The 18,745-nt window shown below is 48.1% G+C and carries 15 protein-coding genes, 2 pseudogenes and 1 riboswitch; of the genes and pseudogenes, 6 read left to right on the forward strand and 11 right to left on the reverse strand.

Features of this window, described 5'->3' with window-relative positions:
• The 4 genes from QZ942_RS06655 to btuB all read right to left on the reverse strand — a co-directional run.
• Positions 1-706: ferric reductase-like transmembrane domain-containing protein (locus QZ942_RS06655; protein WP_292993912.1), on the reverse strand; the 706-nt coding region annotated here is incomplete at its 3' end.
• Between the two features lie 380 nt (positions 707-1,086).
• On the reverse strand, positions 1,087-1,692 hold the full coding sequence (gene cobO, locus QZ942_RS06660; protein ID WP_292993914.1) for a cob(I)yrinic acid a,c-diamide adenosyltransferase: 606 nt from the start codon (positions 1,690-1,692) through the stop codon (positions 1,087-1,089).
• 4 nt (positions 1,693-1,696) lie between these two features.
• Positions 1,697-2,278: a hypothetical protein gene (locus tag QZ942_RS06665; protein ID WP_292993916.1), complete on the reverse strand. Its 582-nt coding sequence runs from the start codon at positions 2,276-2,278 to the stop codon at positions 1,697-1,699.
• Between the two features lie 13 nt (positions 2,279-2,291).
• On the reverse strand, positions 2,292-4,127 hold the full coding sequence (gene btuB / locus QZ942_RS06670) for a TonB-dependent vitamin B12 receptor (protein WP_292993918.1): 1,836 nt from the start codon (positions 4,125-4,127) through the stop codon (positions 2,292-2,294).
• A gap of 140 nt (positions 4,128-4,267) precedes the next feature.
• A riboswitch (cobalamin riboswitch) is annotated at positions 4,268-4,487 on the reverse strand.
• A gap of 248 nt (positions 4,488-4,735) precedes the next feature.
• Here btuB and metH point away from each other — a divergent pair.
• Together metH and QZ942_RS06680 are read left to right on the forward strand one after the other, a co-directional pair.
• Complete coding sequence (gene metH, locus QZ942_RS06675) at positions 4,736-8,446, forward strand: methionine synthase (protein ID WP_292993920.1); 3,711 nt, start codon at positions 4,736-4,738, stop codon at positions 8,444-8,446.
• A 136-nt stretch (positions 8,447-8,582) separates the two neighbouring features.
• Positions 8,583-8,768: a hypothetical protein gene (locus QZ942_RS06680; RefSeq protein ID WP_292926450.1), complete on the forward strand. Its 186-nt coding sequence runs from the start codon at positions 8,583-8,585 to the stop codon at positions 8,766-8,768.
• A 225-nt stretch (positions 8,769-8,993) separates the two neighbouring features.
• On the opposite strand, the gene holA is transcribed toward QZ942_RS06680, so the two are convergent.
• From holA to QZ942_RS06705, 5 genes are all read right to left on the reverse strand, one after another.
• Positions 8,994-10,022 (reverse strand): DNA polymerase III subunit delta, encoded by a 1,029-nt coding sequence (holA, locus tag QZ942_RS06685; RefSeq protein ID WP_366836190.1) that lies wholly within the window; start codon positions 10,020-10,022, stop codon positions 8,994-8,996.
• Positions 10,023-10,028: 6 nt separating this feature from the next.
• Positions 10,029-10,529: an LPS assembly lipoprotein LptE gene (lptE, locus tag QZ942_RS06690; RefSeq protein ID WP_292993922.1), complete on the reverse strand. Its 501-nt coding sequence runs from the start codon at positions 10,527-10,529 to the stop codon at positions 10,029-10,031.
• A gap of 17 nt (positions 10,530-10,546) precedes the next feature.
• Positions 10,547-13,147, reverse strand: a complete 2,601-nt coding sequence (gene leuS, locus QZ942_RS06695; RefSeq protein WP_292993924.1) for a leucine--tRNA ligase — start codon at positions 13,145-13,147, stop codon at positions 10,547-10,549.
• A gap of 64 nt (positions 13,148-13,211) precedes the next feature.
• The gene (locus tag QZ942_RS06700) at positions 13,212-13,448 is read right to left on the reverse strand and encodes a DUF3622 domain-containing protein (protein WP_292993926.1); all 237 of its coding nucleotides are present in this window, start codon (positions 13,446-13,448) and stop codon (positions 13,212-13,214) included.
• A 314-nt stretch (positions 13,449-13,762) separates the two neighbouring features.
• Positions 13,763-13,969 carry a dodecin gene (locus tag QZ942_RS06705; protein ID WP_292926454.1) on the reverse strand — a complete coding sequence of 69 codons (207 nt, stop codon included), beginning with the start codon at positions 13,967-13,969 and terminating at the stop codon, positions 13,763-13,765.
• A 177-nt stretch (positions 13,970-14,146) separates the two neighbouring features.
• Here QZ942_RS06705 and QZ942_RS06710 point away from each other — a divergent pair, with 177 nt between their 5' ends.
• The gene (locus QZ942_RS06710; protein ID WP_292993928.1) at positions 14,147-14,932 is read left to right on the forward strand and encodes a M48 family metallopeptidase; all 786 of its coding nucleotides are present in this window, start codon (positions 14,147-14,149) and stop codon (positions 14,930-14,932) included.
• 4 nt (positions 14,933-14,936) lie between these two features.
• On the opposite strand, the gene QZ942_RS06715 is transcribed toward QZ942_RS06710, so the two are convergent.
• On the reverse strand, positions 14,937-15,323 hold the full coding sequence (locus QZ942_RS06715; protein WP_292993930.1) for a VOC family protein: 387 nt from the start codon (positions 15,321-15,323) through the stop codon (positions 14,937-14,939).
• Between the two features lie 414 nt (positions 15,324-15,737).
• On the opposite strand from QZ942_RS06715, the gene QZ942_RS06720 reads away from it, so the two are divergent.
• Positions 15,738-16,250, forward strand: a complete 513-nt coding sequence (locus QZ942_RS06720; RefSeq protein WP_292993932.1) for a chemotaxis protein CheW — start codon at positions 15,738-15,740, stop codon at positions 16,248-16,250.
• A gap of 43 nt (positions 16,251-16,293) precedes the next feature.
• Positions 16,294-18,018: a methyl-accepting chemotaxis protein gene (locus tag QZ942_RS06725; protein WP_292993934.1), complete on the forward strand. Its 1,725-nt coding sequence runs from the start codon at positions 16,294-16,296 to the stop codon at positions 18,016-18,018.
• 186 nt (positions 18,019-18,204) lie between these two features.
• On the opposite strand, the pseudogene QZ942_RS06730 reads toward QZ942_RS06725, so the two are convergent.
• A pseudogene (locus QZ942_RS06730) lies at positions 18,205-18,341 on the reverse strand (IS481 family transposase); the annotation flags it as partial.
• 216 nt (positions 18,342-18,557) lie between these two features.
• On the opposite strand from QZ942_RS06730, the pseudogene QZ942_RS06735 reads away from it, so the two are divergent.
• Positions 18,558-18,719: pseudogene (locus QZ942_RS06735) on the forward strand (IS630 family transposase); the annotation flags it as partial.
• Positions 18,720-18,745 lie beyond the last annotated feature (26 nt).

Here is an 18,745-nt window from a genome sequence, read left to right on the forward strand (position 1 = left end):
CAAAAAAAGCCGCGTTGACAAATTGACCCTGGGCAATGCTTATCGGCTTGGCCAGTGGACGCAACATTACCTCCGTAATGCGTTCCGATGGATGAGAAACCGTACTGACTTCGTAAGGAAAGGAACCGGCACCATAATCGTTACGCACTAGCCGCCAGCTCATAGCAATCACGGTAATCAACAAAACGATCGTCAGGCTGACAGAAAAACCACTGGCGATCCAGATATGTCCCAAACCGATCAGCATAGCGACCACTAACAACATGTGCAGACGCCGCCACCAACTATAGGGCAGACGCGGCGAGAAAGATGCTGCCAAACCAAGCATGAAGCCGATCAATCCAATCCAACCCATCCTATTCAGAATATCCGGATTAGAAGGTGATAGGTACTCCCATACGGTATCGAGATCAACTTCGTAGTAACTGCTGGCCAGAATCAAGGGGTGTGTTAATAGCAAGCCATACCCCGCCACGCTCATATTATGATGCCACTGATACATGCGTTGTAATCCGCCAAACCAAGCCGTCCAAACTGGCTCACGGATCATCAACAGTAAACTGGCGGAAATCAGTCCCGTTCCAAGCCAGCCCGACAAAATACCGAGTCCGTAAAGACTGAACGGTAACGAAGAAATCACCATCAATGCCGGCAACGATGCCACCGAGATAACTACAATCTTCGTTACAACACTCGCTTTTATCATGGAGATATCTTACTGTTGTTTCAAAGTATTCTAGGAGTCTGTCATCATCTGGATGAATTGCTCAGAATGTTCTGATTATGAATCAATGAATTGGTTAGATATCTCCGCATGATGTCTCACCTCAAAATGGTTGATGGTAGTTTGTTACAATTCTTGATGCGGGCTGTTCCGGCAAGTGAAACCCGATTGCACCCGGCTCACCATTCTGCGCAATGAAGTGTCCTACCGGGGGATGCTTGCTCGAAAATAACTGGATTGGCTGAAGCAATCTCGCTCGTCAAAATGCAAGATTGGCTACAGTCATAATGTCTTCTAACTTTCTGAGGACACCATAAATAGTAGTCGTTCAGTATCCTGAAGCAATATTTTTGCTCATAAGGTTACAGATCTATGCCTTTCTGTGCCTGAATACCAGCCCGAAAGGCATGTTTAATGTCCGTCATTTCGGTGACGGTATCTGCGGCTTCACAGAGCGCATCGAGTGCGCCGCGCCCGGTAATGACGACATGCTGCATGGGCGGTCGGTTTTTCAGATCGCCCAGTACTGTGGTTAAATCCAGCCAGCCAAACTTGAGCGGATAAGTCAGCTCGTCGAGTATGATTAGATCGAGCGATGGGTCGCGCAGCATTTCTTGCACTATGGCCCAGCCGCGTTGCGCTGTTTCTGTATCGCGCTCCAGATTCTGCGTATCCCAAGTGAAGCCTTCACCCAGCACATGCCAGATGACATTTTCCTGTTTACGGAAAAAGGCTTCCTCGCCTGTGTCTGAGCGTCCCTTGATAAATTGCGCCACCCCCACACGCATGCCATGACCCAGTGCCCGTGCAATCATGCCAAATGCCGAGCTGGATTTTCCCTTACCATTGCCGGTGTGAACCAATAATAAGCCTTGTTCACGATCAGCGCGCGCAATCGCTGCATCGATTAATTCTTTTTTTCGCTGCATGCGTGTGCGGTGGCGCTCAGAGCGCTCGGAATCAACCATGCTGCTATCCCGTGGTGGTGTTGCGTGGATTGAATTGCTGAATAATCAACGTGAATAGCGTATGCATTACGATGGCGATGCCCAAATAGAAAACGAATGTCTCGATATAAAGTGGAAAGTATTTGATCACTTGCTCGCCAAATTCGCTAAAGGATGTTTCTGCAATACGGCCGGAGAAGAAATAAAACCCGCCGCCGGAAAATAATTCACACAGAATTAAACCAGCCATGACACTGAGAGAAAGCGGCATCACGGTATGCCATGTAAATTGGTATTGCTTGGCGTACCAGCGGCCAGCCAGCCATAACGAAGCATAAGCCGGTAGCAGGAACACATAAGCCGGTGTGATACAGAAATCACTGACGCCGCCCCAAGTGTAAGCTGCAAAGTCCAGCCACCAGCTCAACGCAAAGAAACCCAGTAATGGCCATGCGGACCGCAAATAGACTCCGGCCAGAAAGAAGATGACCCAGGAGGCATCTGCCAGGTTATGTACCGAAGCAAAGTGATGGCTACGGGTGAGAATCATCAATGACACAAGCAACAATCCGATAGCCAGTTGATTGCGGATGGATAAAGTCAACATATTTAACTCCTTGTTAAGGTTGATAACGTACCATGGCAAAGAAATTCCGCCCTGGTTGATTGAAGAATGCAGCTGTTTCATAGCGTTCATTAAATAAATTTTCAATACGTCCTTGCAGGCGCCAATGTTTGTTCAAGATATATTCAGCACGTAGATCAAATTTGACGTAACTGTCCAGCTTGCGGGTATTGGCCAGATCATCATAACGCTCACCTTCGGCCAGAAGCATGGCTCCTAATTTATAATATTGTCCAAACTGACGATCGGCATCCAGCCGGAATGATTGTTCAGCGCGCCGTGGCAGTATATTACCTCGATTTAACTCAGAGGAACGATTCACTGGGTCAAGCAGTGTCAGGTTCGTATTGAATTGCCAGCCTTTTATTTGCGTGCTGATTACGCCCTCAAACCCGCGTATGCGTGCCTGATCAATATTGGCGGGTGCGAAGGTATTGGCGTCAAAAGCAATCAAATGAAGAATATGGGTTTCATAAACGTTCAACGACCAATTTCCCCAATCCGCTTTGCCGCGAGTGCCGAATTCGTAGCTGCGCGAGTCTTCCGGACGCAAATTCGGGTTACTAAAACCGGGAAAATACAGTTCGTTAAATGTGGGAGCTTTAAAAGCGCTACCGAAATTGGCCAGCAGGCGAATATTCTCAGTGAGCGGATAACCCCAGCCAGCGCCGCCGGTCACTCTGCTGCCAAATTGCTGGTTATCATCATGTCGCAGAGATAATAGAATATCATGCTTAGCGACAGTTGCCTGATGCTGAGCAAATGCACCCCAATTAGTGCGCGAGTTGACAGTGAATGCTTCCGTGCTTTTAACATGATCATTTTGATAATCCGTACCGACTGTTAACAATTGATTTTTACCCAAAGTAAAATCATTCAGCAAGGTAACTGTATCACGTAGGGTATTAAACCGGCTTTGGAAAGCAGTGCCCAGGAAATTATCTGAATCGTCCCGGCTGCGGCCTGCGATCAGATTAACGCGCCAGAAATCTACCGGGGAGTAACGCGCTGTGCCGCCAAGAACCTGTTGTGCCAAGACAGCCTTATTGGCAAAACTGCCATCAAGCTCGGTTTTCCCCGCAGAATGCATAAAACTGGCATCAATTTCCAGTCCATTTTGAAACCGATAACCCCCGCGCATGCTGCCCGCCACATTGCGATAACCATCCCGATCAGGCTCATAAGTGAAGCAACCTGCCGTATCGGAACCGGTACAAGCATTGAATCCTTTTGTGCCAATTCCACTGGCACTCATATTTAACCAGCCTTGCGTACCTCTTTGTGACAAGCCCACCGAGCCCTCCAGTGTGCCATAGGTGCCGCCGCCAAAACCAAAATTCGGCTTGAGTCCGCCACTATCACCTTTGCGCGTAAAAATATGGATAACACCGCCGATAGCCTCAGAACCATATAAACTGGAACGTGGGCCGCGCACAATCTCAATACGATCAATCTGTTCAATGGGAATGTTTTCAAATGCGGTTGCGCCGGATGTTGCCGAACCGACCTTGATGTTATCGATCATCACCAGAATATGATCAGATTCGGTGCCTCGCATGAAAACTGATGTATTCTTGCCCGCTCCCCCGCTATTTGAAATACTCACACCGGGCACGCCGCGCAATAAATCCTGAATTGACCGTGCCTGCTGACGTTCAATATCCGCGCGCGTAATGACCGTCACTGAAGCCAACGAAGATTCGGCAGTTTGTGCCGTACGTGTTGCCGTGACAATAACGGGTTTTTCCTGATGATTTGCAGTGGCTGCAAACACATTCGCAGCTGCACTAAGCCATAGCACAGCCATTGCCAGTAAACGGCATTTTTGCATGATCCGATTCCTTCGCGCACACCCGCGCGTTGTCAATTCTTGAAATGAAGGAATGCAGAAGGGAGATTTGGAATGGACAAACGGACCAGCCCGGAAAATTAAAGCTGATCATATTGCCACCGACCGCCCTCCGCGATACCGTAGTAATGGTCACTTCGGGCCGGTCTCCGGACTCATGAGCGGGATAAATCCCAGATCTGCGCCTTCCCGTGTCGTTACACAGTGGCGTAATGCAGATTGTTAACTCAATTACCGTTGCGGGGGCAGTGCTGGCATTGCCTGAATTTAATCAGAACGCACCAGCTTCCCGTTTAACCTTCAAGGAAGAAATTTGAAGGCACCAAAAATGAGGACGTGAAATTACATGATATGTGACAGGCGTGTCAAGGAATATACTGGAATACCCACTTTTGTCATTCCGAACGTAATGAGGAATCTTTGGGGATCAGCAGTATAGATTGCTCGCCATGCTCGAAATGACAGTGATTCAGCTGCATGTGGGGTAGGCAAGGCACCATTCACCGCTTTATCGCTAACAACCTGCGCGATAGATCGAAACAGCTCAGGTATAATGCCTTATCTATCTTTTTTACAACATGAACAAATCCATGACTAGAGAATCCCGCACCGCCTTATTGGAAAGTTTATTTGCCCAGCGCATCCTGATTTTGGATGGCGCGATGGGCACGATGATTCAGACCTTCAAACTGACCGAAGCGGATTTTCGTGGCCAGCGTTTTGCCGATTTTCCGCATGATCTGCGAGGCAATAACGATTTGCTGACACTCACGCAACCGGAAATTATCCGTTCGATCCATACGGGTTATCTGGAAGCGGGGGCGGATATCCTTGAGACCAATACCTTCAATTCGAATGCGGCTTCGATGGCGGATTATCACATGCAGGATCTGGTGTATGAATTGAATTGTTCTGCCGCAAAACTGGCGCATGAAGCGGCGCAAAGCTTCGAAGCAAAAACACCAGAAAAACCGCGTTTTGTTGCTGGCGTGATCGGGCCGACCACCAAAACAGCTTCCATTTCTCCGGATGTCAATGATCCGGGCTTTCGTGGCATTACTTATGATCAATTAGTCGTCGACTATACCGAGTCGATTCGCGGGTTGGTGGATGGTGGTGTTGATATCCTACTGGTCGAGACTATTTTCGATTCGCTCAATGCCAAAGCGGCGCTTTTTGCCATTGACCAATTCTTCGAAGACCAGGGTATCCGTCTGCCGATCATGATTTCAGTCACCATTACCGATGCTTCCGGACGCACGCTGTCAGGACAAACCCCGGAAGCATTCTGGAATTCGGTTAGCCATACCCGGCCGATATCCGTCGGTATTAATTGCGCGTTGGGTGCTGAGCTCATGCGCCCGTATATCGAAGAACTGGCAGGGGTGGCGGATGTTTATACCAGTGTGCATCCCAATGCCGGTTTGCCCAATCCGTTATCCGACACGGGCTATGATGAATCGCCTGAATATACCGCGAATCAAATCAAAGGATTCGCGCAATCCGGCTTTGTGAATATTGTGGGCGGCTGTTGCGGGACGACCCCGGCGCATATCAAAGCCATCGCCCAAGCCGTCAGTGATATTGCGCCGCGTAAAATACCTGAGATTCCCAAGAAACTGCGTTTGTCCGGTTTGGAACCATTGAATATTAGCGATGATTCACTGTTTGTGAATGTCGGTGAACGAACCAATGTCACCGGCTCCAGGGCATTCGCCCGTTTGATACTCAACGATGATTATGCCGAAGCGTTGAACGTAGCGCGTAGCCAGGTTGAGAGTGGTGCGCAGATCATCGATATCAACATGGATGAAGCCATGCTGGATTCGCAAAAAGCCATGGTGACATTCCTGAATCTGGTGGCTGCCGAGCCGGATATCTGCAAAGTGCCGATTATGCTGGATTCCAGTAAATGGACCGTAATCGAAGCGGGCTTGAAATGCGTGCAAGGTAAATCCGTTATTAACTCGATCAGCATGAAAGAGGGCGAGGAAGAGTTCATCAAACATGCTAAATTGGCTCGCCGCTATGGCGCGGCGGTGATCGTGATGGCGTTTGATGAACTAGGCCAGGCCGACACGCTGAAACGCAAGGTGGATATCTGCACGCGCAGTTATCGTTTGCTGGTTGATCAGGTTGGTTTCCCGCCCGAGGACATTATTTTTGATCCGAATATTTTCGCGATTGCGACGGGAATTGAAGAACATAATAACTACGGTGTCGATTTTATCGATGCTACCCGAATTATTAAACAAATGCTGCCGTATGCCAAAGTGAGCGGCGGGGTATCCAATGTTTCGTTTTCCTTCCGCGGCAACGAGCCGATTCGTGAAGCCATTCATACCGCATTTCTGTACCACGCGATTAAAGCCGGTATGACGATGGGCATTGTGAACGCCGGGCAATTGGGTGTGTATTCGGATATTCCTGCTGAGCTGCTGGAAAAAGTTGAAGATGTTATTCTGAACCGGCGTCTGGATGCGACCGAACGTCTGGTTGAGTTTGCGGAAAATTTCAAGGGTAAGAAAAAAGAACAGGTTGAAGACCTGGCGTGGCGCGATGAACCACTGCAACAACGGCTGACGCATGCCTTGGTCAGGGGCATTGACGCTTTTATTGTGGAAGATACCGAAGCGGCGCGTGTGGAGATTGAAAACAAAGGTGGCCGCCCGATTCAGGTGATCGAAGGGCCGTTGATGGAAGGCATGAGCGTCGTGGGTGATCTGTTTGGCGCCGGTAAAATGTTTTTGCCGCAAGTGGTCAAATCGGCGCGGGTGATGAAACAAGCGGTAGCGCATTTGCTGCCGTTCATCGAAGCCGAAAAGAAATTATCCGGCGATAACAAACCCAAAGGAAAAATTGTCATCGCCACCGTCAAGGGCGATGTGCATGATATCGGCAAGAACATTGTGACCGTGGTTTTGCAGTGTAATAACTACGAAGTGATCAACATGGGCGTGATGGTGCCGAGCGCGCAGATTCTGGATATGGCGCGGCGTGAAAAGGCCGACATCATCGGTCTGTCAGGATTGATCACGCCTTCTCTGGAAGAAATGGCACATGTCGCCAAGGAAATGCAGCGCGAGGGATTCACGATTCCACTGTTGATCGGTGGCGCAACCACTTCCCGGGTGCATACTGCTGTCAAAATTGCGCCGCATTATGAAGGCCCAACCGTATGGGTGCCCGATGCCAGTCGTGCGGTGGGTGTGTGCAGTAATCTGCTTTCACGGGATTTACTGGCGGGTTATGTGCAGGAAATCAAGGAAGAATACGAGAAAGTGCGCACCCAGCACAAGAACAAGAAAGGGACGGCGAAGCTGCTGACGATGGCTGAAGCGCGAGCCAATGCGTACCAAACCGATTGGGCGAATTACCAGCCGTATCAGCCCGAACTGATCGGTGTCCGTACGTTGAATAATTACCCGCTGGAAAAAATTGTTCCGTATATCGATTGGACGCCTTTCTTCCAGGCTTGGGAACTTGCCGGGCGTTATCCGGACATTCTGAAGGATGAAGTCGTCGGAGAAACGGCAAGCCAGCTATTTCGCGATGCGCAGACGATGTTGAAAAAAATCGTCGAGCAAAAATGGCTGAGTGCCAACGCGGTGATTGGTTTGTTCCCGGCTAATTCCGTCGGCGATGATATCGAAATTTATACCGATCAAACACGCAGTAAGTTGGCCATGACTTATCATTGTTTGCGCCAGCAAGACCAGAAACCGACCGGGAAACCCAATCGCTGCCTATCTGATTTCATTGCGCCGAAAGAAACTGGTATCAAAGACACCATCGGCTTGTTTGCTGTAGGCGCCGGATTCGGTATTGATGAGCGCGTCAAAGCCTTTGAAGATGCCAACGATGACTACAGTGCGATTGTACTCAAGGCACTGGCGGATCGTCTGGCAGAAGCCTTCGCCGAGCACATGCATTCGCGCGTGCGCCGCGAGTTCTGGGGTTATGCCAAAGATGAAACCTTAACCAACGAACAATTGATCAACGAAGAATATCGCGGCATTCGCCCCGCACCGGGTTATCCCGCGTGTCCGGATCACACCGAAAAAGGCCCGCTGTTCGCAGTGCTGAATGCTTCAGAAAATGCCGGTATCATTATTACAGAGTCGTTTGCCATGGTGCCGACCGCAGCAGTATCCGGCTTTTACTTTGCACACCCCGAATCCACCTTCTTTGCCGTCGGTAAAATCGGCAAAGATCAAGTGGAAGATTATGCGAAACGGAAAGGCTGGACAGTAGAAGAAACGGAGAAATGGCTAGCGCCGGTGCTAGCGTATGAGCGTTAGGCTGAAATCGTTATTTTTTTGTGAGTATCTAATCGTGCAGTAAAAATAAGCATAATGCTTATTCATCTGTCACAATTGTTAGTATTAGAATAATCATTCTAATGAAAAATTCTGATAAATTTTGTTGGAGGCTATAATGAAAACAAAAATATTACGTTATGTGGTGATTCTACTCGTGGTGCCGGTGCTTTCGGGATGCTGGCTACTTGCGGCGGGAGGAGCCGGCGCATATGGCGGCTACAAGGCTAAGGAAGAGGGCTATGGTGTTCAGAATCCTATCACAAAGGATAAGAAGGAAAAGACTGAAGATCAGAAAAAATAGTAGGAGGAGTTTGAGTAACATTCCGCTTGCCTCATGCGGTTTTTGTTTAGGCGAGCGGGGGTTAGTTGAATCGATTCGATGTGCTGATTCAAATGTACGAATAAGTTTGTTCGAACAAGAAGTTTGCCTCTGAAAAGGTAGTTGCTTTTACCCATCTGAATTTTCTGTACGATTCTGTAAAAAGAAGGAATAGCAGCGAGGCTAACTAGTTGTTTTCTCAGAATTCTAATGTCTATGAATGGCAAAACGCAGCCCCAATTGCAGCAATTCATCCCAAATATCCCCTTGTGCTACCCCCTTTATAATCCGGTCTATTTTTGCAGCATCGGATAATCCCTGCGTCAGCGATTGCAGACTGATGCGTTTGGCGGCGGTCATTACTGATTTCTGCCTATCGCCCCAGACTCTGGCTGCCTGTAATAGTTGTGCGGGCGGTTGACCGTTGTCGAGACCTTTGCGGAGGATGATCAATTGGCGGATTTGTTCGGCGAGGGTGGCGAGAATTAGCAACGGGGCTGTTCCTTCGCCTTGCAATCCGCTCAGGATACGGGTGTAACGGGCGGTGCTGGCTGAGATCATGGCGTCGGATAATTGATAGACATCGTAACGCGCCACGTCCAGAACCACCTCTTTCACTTGGTCGAATGTCAGGTCGCCGCCGGGGTAAAGCAGCGCAAGTTTCTGAATTTCCTGATGTGCAGCGAGCAGATTGCCTTCCACTTGATCCGCGAGAAATTGCAGTGTGGCGAAATCGGTTTTTTGTTGCTGCCGGGCAAGACGCTGTCCGATCCAACCGGGTAGCTGGTCACGCTCGATGGCATAAACCGGGATCAGGGTGCTGGCGGTTTCAAGCGCTTTGAACCATTTGGTTGCTTGCCCCTGTTTATCTATTCTGGGGAGAGTGATGAGCGTGAGGGTGTCGGGTGGCAGGGCGTTGCAATAAGCTTCTATGGCTTTACCGCCTTCCTTGCCGGGTTTGCCGGACGGGATGCGGATATCCATGATTTTGCGATCGCCAAACAGAGATAAGTTGTTGCCTGCATTCAACAGATCAGACCAATCGAAGTGCTGATCGGCGGTGAACAGCTCACGTTCGGTATAACCTTGCTGACGCGCATGGGCTCGGATTAAATCAGCGGCTTCCAGAATTAGCAGCGGTTCATTGCCAAATAATGTGTAGAGCGAAGCAGTTTGTTTCTGCAGGTGCTGGGGAAGCTGTTCAAGCTTTATCCGCATGCCGGTAAGTAGCGCCAATGAGGGCTAAGCTGGCATTTTAATTGCGGATAAGCGCCAGATGATCTGCTGGATGGCGTCGGCTTGCATGTCTTTTTGCAGTAACTTCTCCTCCGCTTCTTTGGCCAGGATTTGCGCATCCAGGAAAGGAAGGACGCGTGTTATAGCAATTTCAGTGTTAGGGATGATTTCAATGCCTTGTTTGTCAACAAGACGATACACAACCCGGTAGATCAAATTAAAATCACGCACACGGCCACCGCCGGACAAGGACAGGATGACCCGTTCATGGACAGCACTGACAACTTCCAGAACGGCTTCCGCTTCCACTGCATTGGTGGTGACTTTGGTTGTGGATGAGGTAGCTACCGCACGTTCTAGATCCAAACCAATGGTATGTCCCTCGGGTGCGGAGACATACATTGATTTGAAAGGCAGCGAAGAAATTTGTCCGCGCAACTGGAACCCGCAAGCAGTCAGCAGGAACAATACCACCAGGATAAGAATTTTCTGTTTACTCAGATTCATAATTATTTGCTCTATTCCTATACAACAATATTGACCAATCTGCCGGGCACGACGATGATCTTTTTGACTGTTTGCCCCTCGATAAATTTCAGCACATGTTCATTCGTCAAGGCAGCATGCTCAATGGCATCTTTCCCGGCATCTTTGGCGACATTGATTTCTCCACGTAATTTACCATTGACTTGCACAATCAGCTTGATTTCATCCTGTACCATGGCGGTGTTGTCTGCCTGTGGCCAAGGCTGATCAAAGAGTTCGGTGCCCGGTTTGAGTTCACGCCACAGTTCATGGCAGATATGCGGAACGATCGGGGAGAGCAGCAACACAATATTTTCCAGCGCTTCCTGCATCAGGTTACGGCTTGCTGGATCGGTGCCCTGGCTTTTTGCCAGACCGTTCATCAATTCCATCACAGCGGCAATGGCGGTATTGAATGTGTGGCGCCGGTCCAGGTCGTCGCTGACTTTGGCGATGGTCTGGTGTAATTGGCAGCGCAGGGCTTTGAGTTCCGGCGTTAATGTTTGATGCAACGCCGGATCAATCCCGACAACGCCGTGCTGGAGGTGCGTGTAAACCTGTTTCCATAGCCGTTTGAGAAAACGGTATGCGCCATCGACACCGGCATCTGCCCATTCCAGTGTTTGCGTCGGAGGACTGGCAAACATCATGAATAAACGTGCGGTATCGGCGCCGTATTCTTCCACCAGTTTTTGCGGATCAACCCCATTATTTTTGGATTTCGACATGGTGCCGATGCCGCCCGATTCAACCGGCTGGTTGTCGGTTTGCAGGATTGCACCGCAACGTTTGCCTTGTTCGTCATACTGGATGTTGACTTCTGCCGGATTGAAATAGGTCATGCGTCCGCTGTCGGCTTTACGATAAAAAATTTCGTTCAGCACCATGCCCTGCGTCAGCAGGTTGGTGAACGGTTCGTCCAGAGTCATTAAACCCAGGTCGCGCATGACTTTGCTCCAGAATCGCGAATACAGTAAATGCAATATGGCGTGTTCAATACCGCCGATATATTGATCGGCTGGCAGCCAGTAATTGACGCGCTCATCGGTCATTGCCCGATTCTGGTCGGGGCAGGCATAGCGGGCGTAGTACCAGGATGAATCAACAAAGGTATCCATGGTGTCGGTTTCCCGGCGCGCAGCTCTGCCGCATTTAGGACAGGCGCATTCATAGAAGGACGGGGTTTTGGCTAATGGATTGCCCGAGCCATCGGGCACCAAATCCTGCGGCAGCACCACCGGCAATTGATCGTCCGGTACTGGCACTACACCGCAATCGGTGCAATGAATCAGCGGAATCGGGCAGCCCCAGTAGCGTTGGCGTGAAATGCCCCAATCGCGCAACCGATAGTGTACACGTTTGCTGCCCAGGCCTTTTTGTTCCAGTACCACTGCAATAGCATCTACTGCTTTCTGAAATTCCAATCCGGAAAATTCACCGGAATCAAAGGTCACGCCATGTTCTACATAAGCTTGTGCCAGCGGCATTTCCAGATCACCATCCAGTGGCTTGATAACCGCTTTGATCGGGAGTGCGTACTTTGTGGCAAACTCAAAATCACGCTCATCATGCGCAGGAACCGCCATAACCGCGCCTTCGCCATAACCCATCAACACGTAATTGGCCACCCATACCGGTAATTTCTTGCCATTCAGCGGATGGATCACAAACAAGCCGGTATCCATGCCTTTCTTCTCTTGTGTCGCCAAATCGGCTTCTTTAGCTGAGCCGAGTTTGCATTCCTGGATAAAAGCTTGTAGCGATGGATTGTTTTTTGCGGCATGTAATGCGATCGGATGTTCAGCAGCAACGGCGACATAGGTTGCGCCTTGCAGCGTATCCGCGCGGGTAGTAAACACTTTTAGATCTTGCGGTGTACCGGATCCGGTATCGGCCGGAAAGGTGATGTCGACACCGTAGCTTTTACCGATCCAATTAGCCTGCATAGTTCGGACTCGTTCCGGCCAGCCGGTCAGTGTGTCCAGCGCTGCCAGCAGTTCATCGGCATATTGGGTGATTTTCATGTAGTACATCGGGATTTCGCGTTTTTCCACCGGTGTACCGGTGCGCCAACCGCAGCCATCAATCACCTGTTCGTTAGCCAATACAGTCTGATCAACCGGGTCCCAATTGACTGTGCCAGTAGTTTGATACGCCAATCCCTTTTTCAGCATGCGCAGGAACAGCCATTGATTCCAGTGATAATAACTGGAATCACAAGTGGCGATTTCACGCGACCAATCAATACTCAATCCCAGGCTCTTCAGTTGCTTGCGCATGTAGGCAATGTTGTCGTACGTCCATTTCGCCGGAGAAACATTGTTTTGCATGGCGGCATTCTCAGCCGGCAGGCCAAACGCATCCCAGCCCATCGGCTGCATGACGTTGTAACCCTGCATGCGGCGGTAACGCGATAAGACATCTCCAATCGTGTAATTGCGTACATGCCCCATGTGCAGTTTGCCGGATGGATAGGGGAACATCGACAGGCAGTAATATTTCGGCTTGCCGGTAATTTCGGTTGCTTTGAATGCGGCTGTTTGATCCCAGTATTGCTGTGCGTTTTTCTCGATTTCCTGGGGATGATATTTTTCTTGCATGGAATTTAGCTTTTTACTGTAAAACGCTGATTATACCGTGAAGTATTTGGGGTGATTGTGCCTATTACTCGACAGATTTTTGTTCATGCTGTTGGGCGCGTTGCAGGTTTCGTTCATGCACGCTCTGCAAGATTGTTTTCAGCTCACTTTCTCCCCATGCTTGTGCCTCGGATTCAGATGAAAAACCTTTCTGGCGCTTTGAAACAATGGTTCTCTTTGCCGTTACTTTTCTGATAATTTCTGCGGTCCAACCGGTATTTTCTTGCTTGACATGAAATTCGTATTTTTTACCTTTTGCCATTTTTAATTTCCTGAGAATTGATGGATGACCGCTGCGTTGGGTTTGCCGCGCTATTGGTATGGCTGGCATATTGAGCGGAATAGAGAGGATTTGTGTATTGTACGCTGGAGATTAGTGGCGTGTTGGAACGGTTACTTTTGTACTCGGCGTAATATTTTTATCAGCAGTTTGGCAGTCATCTGCTCTGAGTCGAAGCTCGGTGATTCTTCCGCAGATTTTGCCTTAAAATCTGCAGCTATTTGCTTAACCAAGTATTACCAGATTGCTATGGTATATATTCTTATGCTGTGACACAGCAATACAGATGCGGTAGATTAATCCAAACGAAAACCGATCTTTAGTTTTACCTGATAGTGCGCAACTTTGGCTTCAACGATATGTCCACGGGTTTCTACCACTTCAAACCAATCCAGGTTACGCAGTGTTTCGCCGGATTTGGCAATGGCTTGCTGGATGGCATCTTCAATGCTTTTAGCTGAAGAACCAACGATTTCGATTACTTTGTAAACGTGATCGCCCATTTTGGAATTCCTCTTTATATTGTTGGAAAAAGCGTTATATCATACTTTAAGCGAATAGAGATACCAGCATATTTATGCGGTATAAACAAAAAAATAGTTACTATTCTATTGATTCAAAGAAATATCATAGGATTTGAAATAAACTCAATGACCCCTTTTAAGGAAATACTTACTACTATGAAACGCAGAATGATATTGGTTCTACTGATCGTAATCTTTCTTACCGCCTGTGCGACTACCCCAACGGGAAGAAGCCAACTGGCTTTTATGCCCGATAGTGAAGTCGATGCGATGGGACTGCAAGCTTTTTCAGATTTAAAAAAAGAGAAAACAATCAGTCAAAATGCACAGGAAGATCAGTTTGTGCGATGTATTACAAATGCGATTACACGCGAAGTCGGTGGTAATTGGGAAGTGGTTGTTTTTAAGGATAACACATTGAATGCTTTTGCTTTGCCGGGTAACAAAATTGGCGTGCATACCGGATTGGTTGAGCTGGTGGATAATCAGGATCAATTGGCCGCTGTGATTGGCCACGAAATCGGCCATGTGTTGGCCAAACACAGTAATGAGCGAATGTCTCAAAAGCTGGGCGCGCAAATTGGTATTTCATTGATCGCAGCAGTGGCGGCGCCACGGACGCCCATGGGGCAGAACGCATTGGGTTTGCTCGGTGTTGGTGCGCAGTATGGGTTGATCATGCCGTTTAGCCGCTTGCATGAGAGTGAGGCGGATGCGATTGGTATTGAATTAATGGCAAAAGCTGGATTCAATCCTTCTGAGAGTATTACGTTGTGGCAGAAGATGGCGCAGGCCAGTCAAGGCTCTCAACCTGTGGAATTTTTGTCAACTCATCCATCTCCTGAAACGCGTATCGATGATTTACGGGGTCTTTTGCCTAAAGCCATGCCACTGATGCAGCAAGCCCGTGCAGCAGGTAAGAATCCGAATTGCGTGAAATAAACAGCTATTCTTTTGGTTCCGGCTCGCTTGCCGGAAAATCCAATTCCACTTTTGCACCGTCTGGATCATGAAAGAATAATTGCCAGCTTTCCAGCCCCTTCAAACGGCGCAATTCATAGTGAACGCCGTTCTGCTTTAAGGTATTGACTACAGCGTGCAGATTAGATGCAGTAAAAGCCATGTGATCAATTACACCGGCTGCATTGGCCGGTAATGGTTTGCCCGTCATGATATGCAAGATCGCCTGATTTTCGGCATAAAGCCATGCACCTGGAAAATCAAAAGGCGGGCGATAACCTTCTGTGAGGCCAAGAATACTGACATAAAATGCCTTACTTCTTTCCAGATTACTGCTCAGTACGGTGAAATGATTCATGCCTTCGATTGTCATTTTGCTTATCTCCCGTTTAAAGCACAATTTTATAACAAGAAATATGTGCTCGCAGCCTGCAAGAATTCAAAAGGCATAATAATCCGCCGCGAGTACTATGCCGCATGCTTAGTCAATACGCGCGGCACATTGCTATATTCCTACAATAGTCCTCATTTCTTCCTATTAGGATAAGCGGGTATATATGCTTTCTATTTCATCCTTGCTTCTATTATTGTTTTCACTAAAATCCGCAAAATCTGTTAAAGAAAGTTTTTCTTGGTGCCGTAAGAGAAATCCTACTCTTGGCTTAATTAACATAAGTATGAAATAAAGGTAGGAGAAAATCGATGACAGAGATTTCATTAGAATGATGATAGATCATAAATTGCCGGTGGATAGGGATTTATATAGCAAACAAGAGGAGCATAACTCATGATGCAGGAGCAAGCAGCAAACCTAGTCACTGAATCATCCGGCCCGGTTACCAGCCATATGGCCAACGAATTTCTGACCTTTCGTCTGGGCGGCGAAGAATACGGGATAGAAATACTTAAAGTGCAAGAGATTCGCGGGTATGACTCGATCACCCAAATTGCCAATGCGCCTGAGTTTATCAAGGGAGTCGTCAATCTGCGCGGAATCATCGTGCCGATTGTCGATATGCGGATCAAATTCAGGCTAGGCAATGCGGACTATGATCAATTTACTGTGGTCATTATTTTAAATGTGGCCGGTCGCGTCATGGGGATCGTGGTGGATGGAGTATCCGACGTGCTGACTCTGGAAGCCGAACAGATGCGTCCGACACCGGAATTCGGTTCGGTTATTGATACGGAATATATCATGGGTCTTGGGACAGTCGAAGAACGCATGTTGATATTGATTGATATCGAAAAGCTGATGGGCAGTAGCGAGATGGGTTTGATTGAACAGAGTATTAATTAACCAAAATGGTTTTTGAAGCAAAGTTTTTTTAAAGGAGATTTAAATGTTTACAAATACGTCTATCAAATTTCGATTGATGTTTGTAATGAGTATTCTATCAGTATTAATGGTAGGTATCGGTACCCTGGGTTTATATGGTTTTAAACACTCGAACACTGGAATGAAGACAATCTATGAAGACCGTTTAATTCCATCAGTGCAACTGGGATCAATCTTGGATGTTTGGTATCAGGTGCGCGAGACTGCAAAAAGTGCAATTGAATCGAACAATATGGCTACTGCAAAAGCTCTGGGAGAGGATGCAAATAAATTAGTGAGACAGAATGAAGGGGTGTGGGCGAAATACCTGGAAACCTTTCTGACACCGGAAGAAGAAAGATTGACCAAAGTTAAAGGCGAACAGCACGTACAATATGTGAGCTCAATGAATCGAACCATTCAGCTAGCATCGACAGGAGAATTTGAAGCGGCAGCGCAAAATCTTTCGGCAGATACCGTACCAAAGTTTAATGCACTGCGTGATACCGTATTCGCCTTACTGGATTTACAAGGAACTGTTGCCGCAAAGGAATATGCCAGCGCACAAAGCAGTTACGACAGTATTTTTATGATTTCAATATCTGCAATCGTGCTGGGTATTATTCTATCGATTGTATTTGGATCTTTGTTACTGCGATCTATAGTTGCACCACTGGATGAAGCCATCGAAGTTGCGCATAAAGTAGCATCGGGTGATCTTACCTCGCAAATTGTGGTGACCTCGACCAAATCATCTACCGGTCGTTTAATGCAGGCACTCAAAGAAATGAACGACAATCTGGTGGATCTTGTCGGCAAGGTGCGCATGGGAACAGATCAAATCGCAACCGCGTCCGGTGAAATTGCTTCAGGTAACTTAGATTTGAGCCAGCGCACGGAAGAACAAGCGTCCAGCCTGGAAGAAACTGCATCTTCGATGGAAGAACTGACTTCCACCGTGAAGCAAAACGCGGATAATGCGCGCCAAGCCAACCAACTGGCAGCGGGTGCATCGGAAGTTGCGGTAAAAGGCGGCGCGGTAGTGGGACAAGTAGTGCATACCATGAGATCGATTAATGAAAGCTCTCACAAGATTGTTGATATTATCAGTGTTATTGACGGCATTGCTTTTCAGACCAATATTCTGGCGTTAAACGCAGCAGTAGAAGCAGCGCGTGCCGGTGAGCAAGGACGTGGTTTTGCGGTGGTGGCAACCGAAGTGCGCACACTGGCGCAACGTTCAGCCGCTGCAGCGAAAGAGATCAAGGAACTGATCAGCGATTCTGTCAGCAAAGTGGATGAAGGCACACGATTGGTTGATGAAGCAGGCACGACCATGGATGAAATCGTCAGTGCGGTCAAACGTGTGACCGATATCATGGCTGAAATCTCTGCCGCATCGCAAGAACAAAGCTCAGGTATTGAACAAGTCAATCAAGCCGTGACTCAAATGGACGAAGTCACGCAACAGAACGCGGCGTTGGTGGAAGAAGCGGCGGCTGCGGCGGAATCCATGCAGGAACAAGCGCAAACACTCACGCAAGCAGTCAGTACCTTCAAACTGTCCGGCGGTGGCAGCCATACACCGGCACCGGTAAAAAGGACTAACCGTCCTGCTACAGTTGCCAAACTGCCTAATCGCGGCCCTGCTACGAAAAAGGTGGCGGTCAATTCACACACAGAGTCCCCATCGGCACAACCGCGTAAAGTTGCATCAGGCGGCGGTGGTGATGAGTGGGAAGAATTCTAAATCATCGCACTAAGACGTTCCCTGGTAATCGGGAGGTGTTCTTGGTATATTGAATGTAGTAATCTCGATCTGATCGTATAGCTGCCGGATTAACTGGGTATCTGTACGATCAGATTCGGTTTAAGTTTTTAGTATTCCAAATTTGCTTCTTACTGAACAAAATCTCCATAAGAATTTATCATTGCGCATTTTTCCCTGGTGAGTTCTTTCATTATGATAATTGCACAGCTGTCCAGGCCTTTTTGTGAGGATTTCAAGTCACGGTAGCGTTTTCTGCAAAATGTTACTTGGTAGAATTCCTGAAAGATTGTTTTGTGGAAACGCATTGCTAATGCCGCTGGCTAGCGATCTGGCCTTTGTTTTGACATAATCCGACCCTCAGTTGAGGTCACTTAAATCGCTCAAGAATCCTGTAGATTAAGGGTTTTTTAAAGAATCTCATATCATCACCAGTCAGGTGAGATTCTGGTAAATTAGTCGAAATTGGCTGAAAGCATTTTCACATATGGCTTACAGCTTGATTGAGTCAACTGAGCTAGCTTTTAAAAAACACACTTAAACCCTGGCAAAAGCAGGAATGGTGCATCCCAGAGGTCAGCCCCGGCTTTGTGGCGGCGATGGAAGATGTTCTCGACCTGTATGAAGAGCCCTGTGATCCGATGCATCCGGTCGTTTGTTTCGACGAAAGCCCCAAGGGTTTGTAACTTGATGATGATTTGTGAGCCTA

This window comes from Nitrosomonas sp. (genome assembly GCF_021731985.1).
Classification (GTDB): domain Bacteria; phylum Pseudomonadota; class Gammaproteobacteria; order Burkholderiales; family Nitrosomonadaceae; genus Nitrosomonas.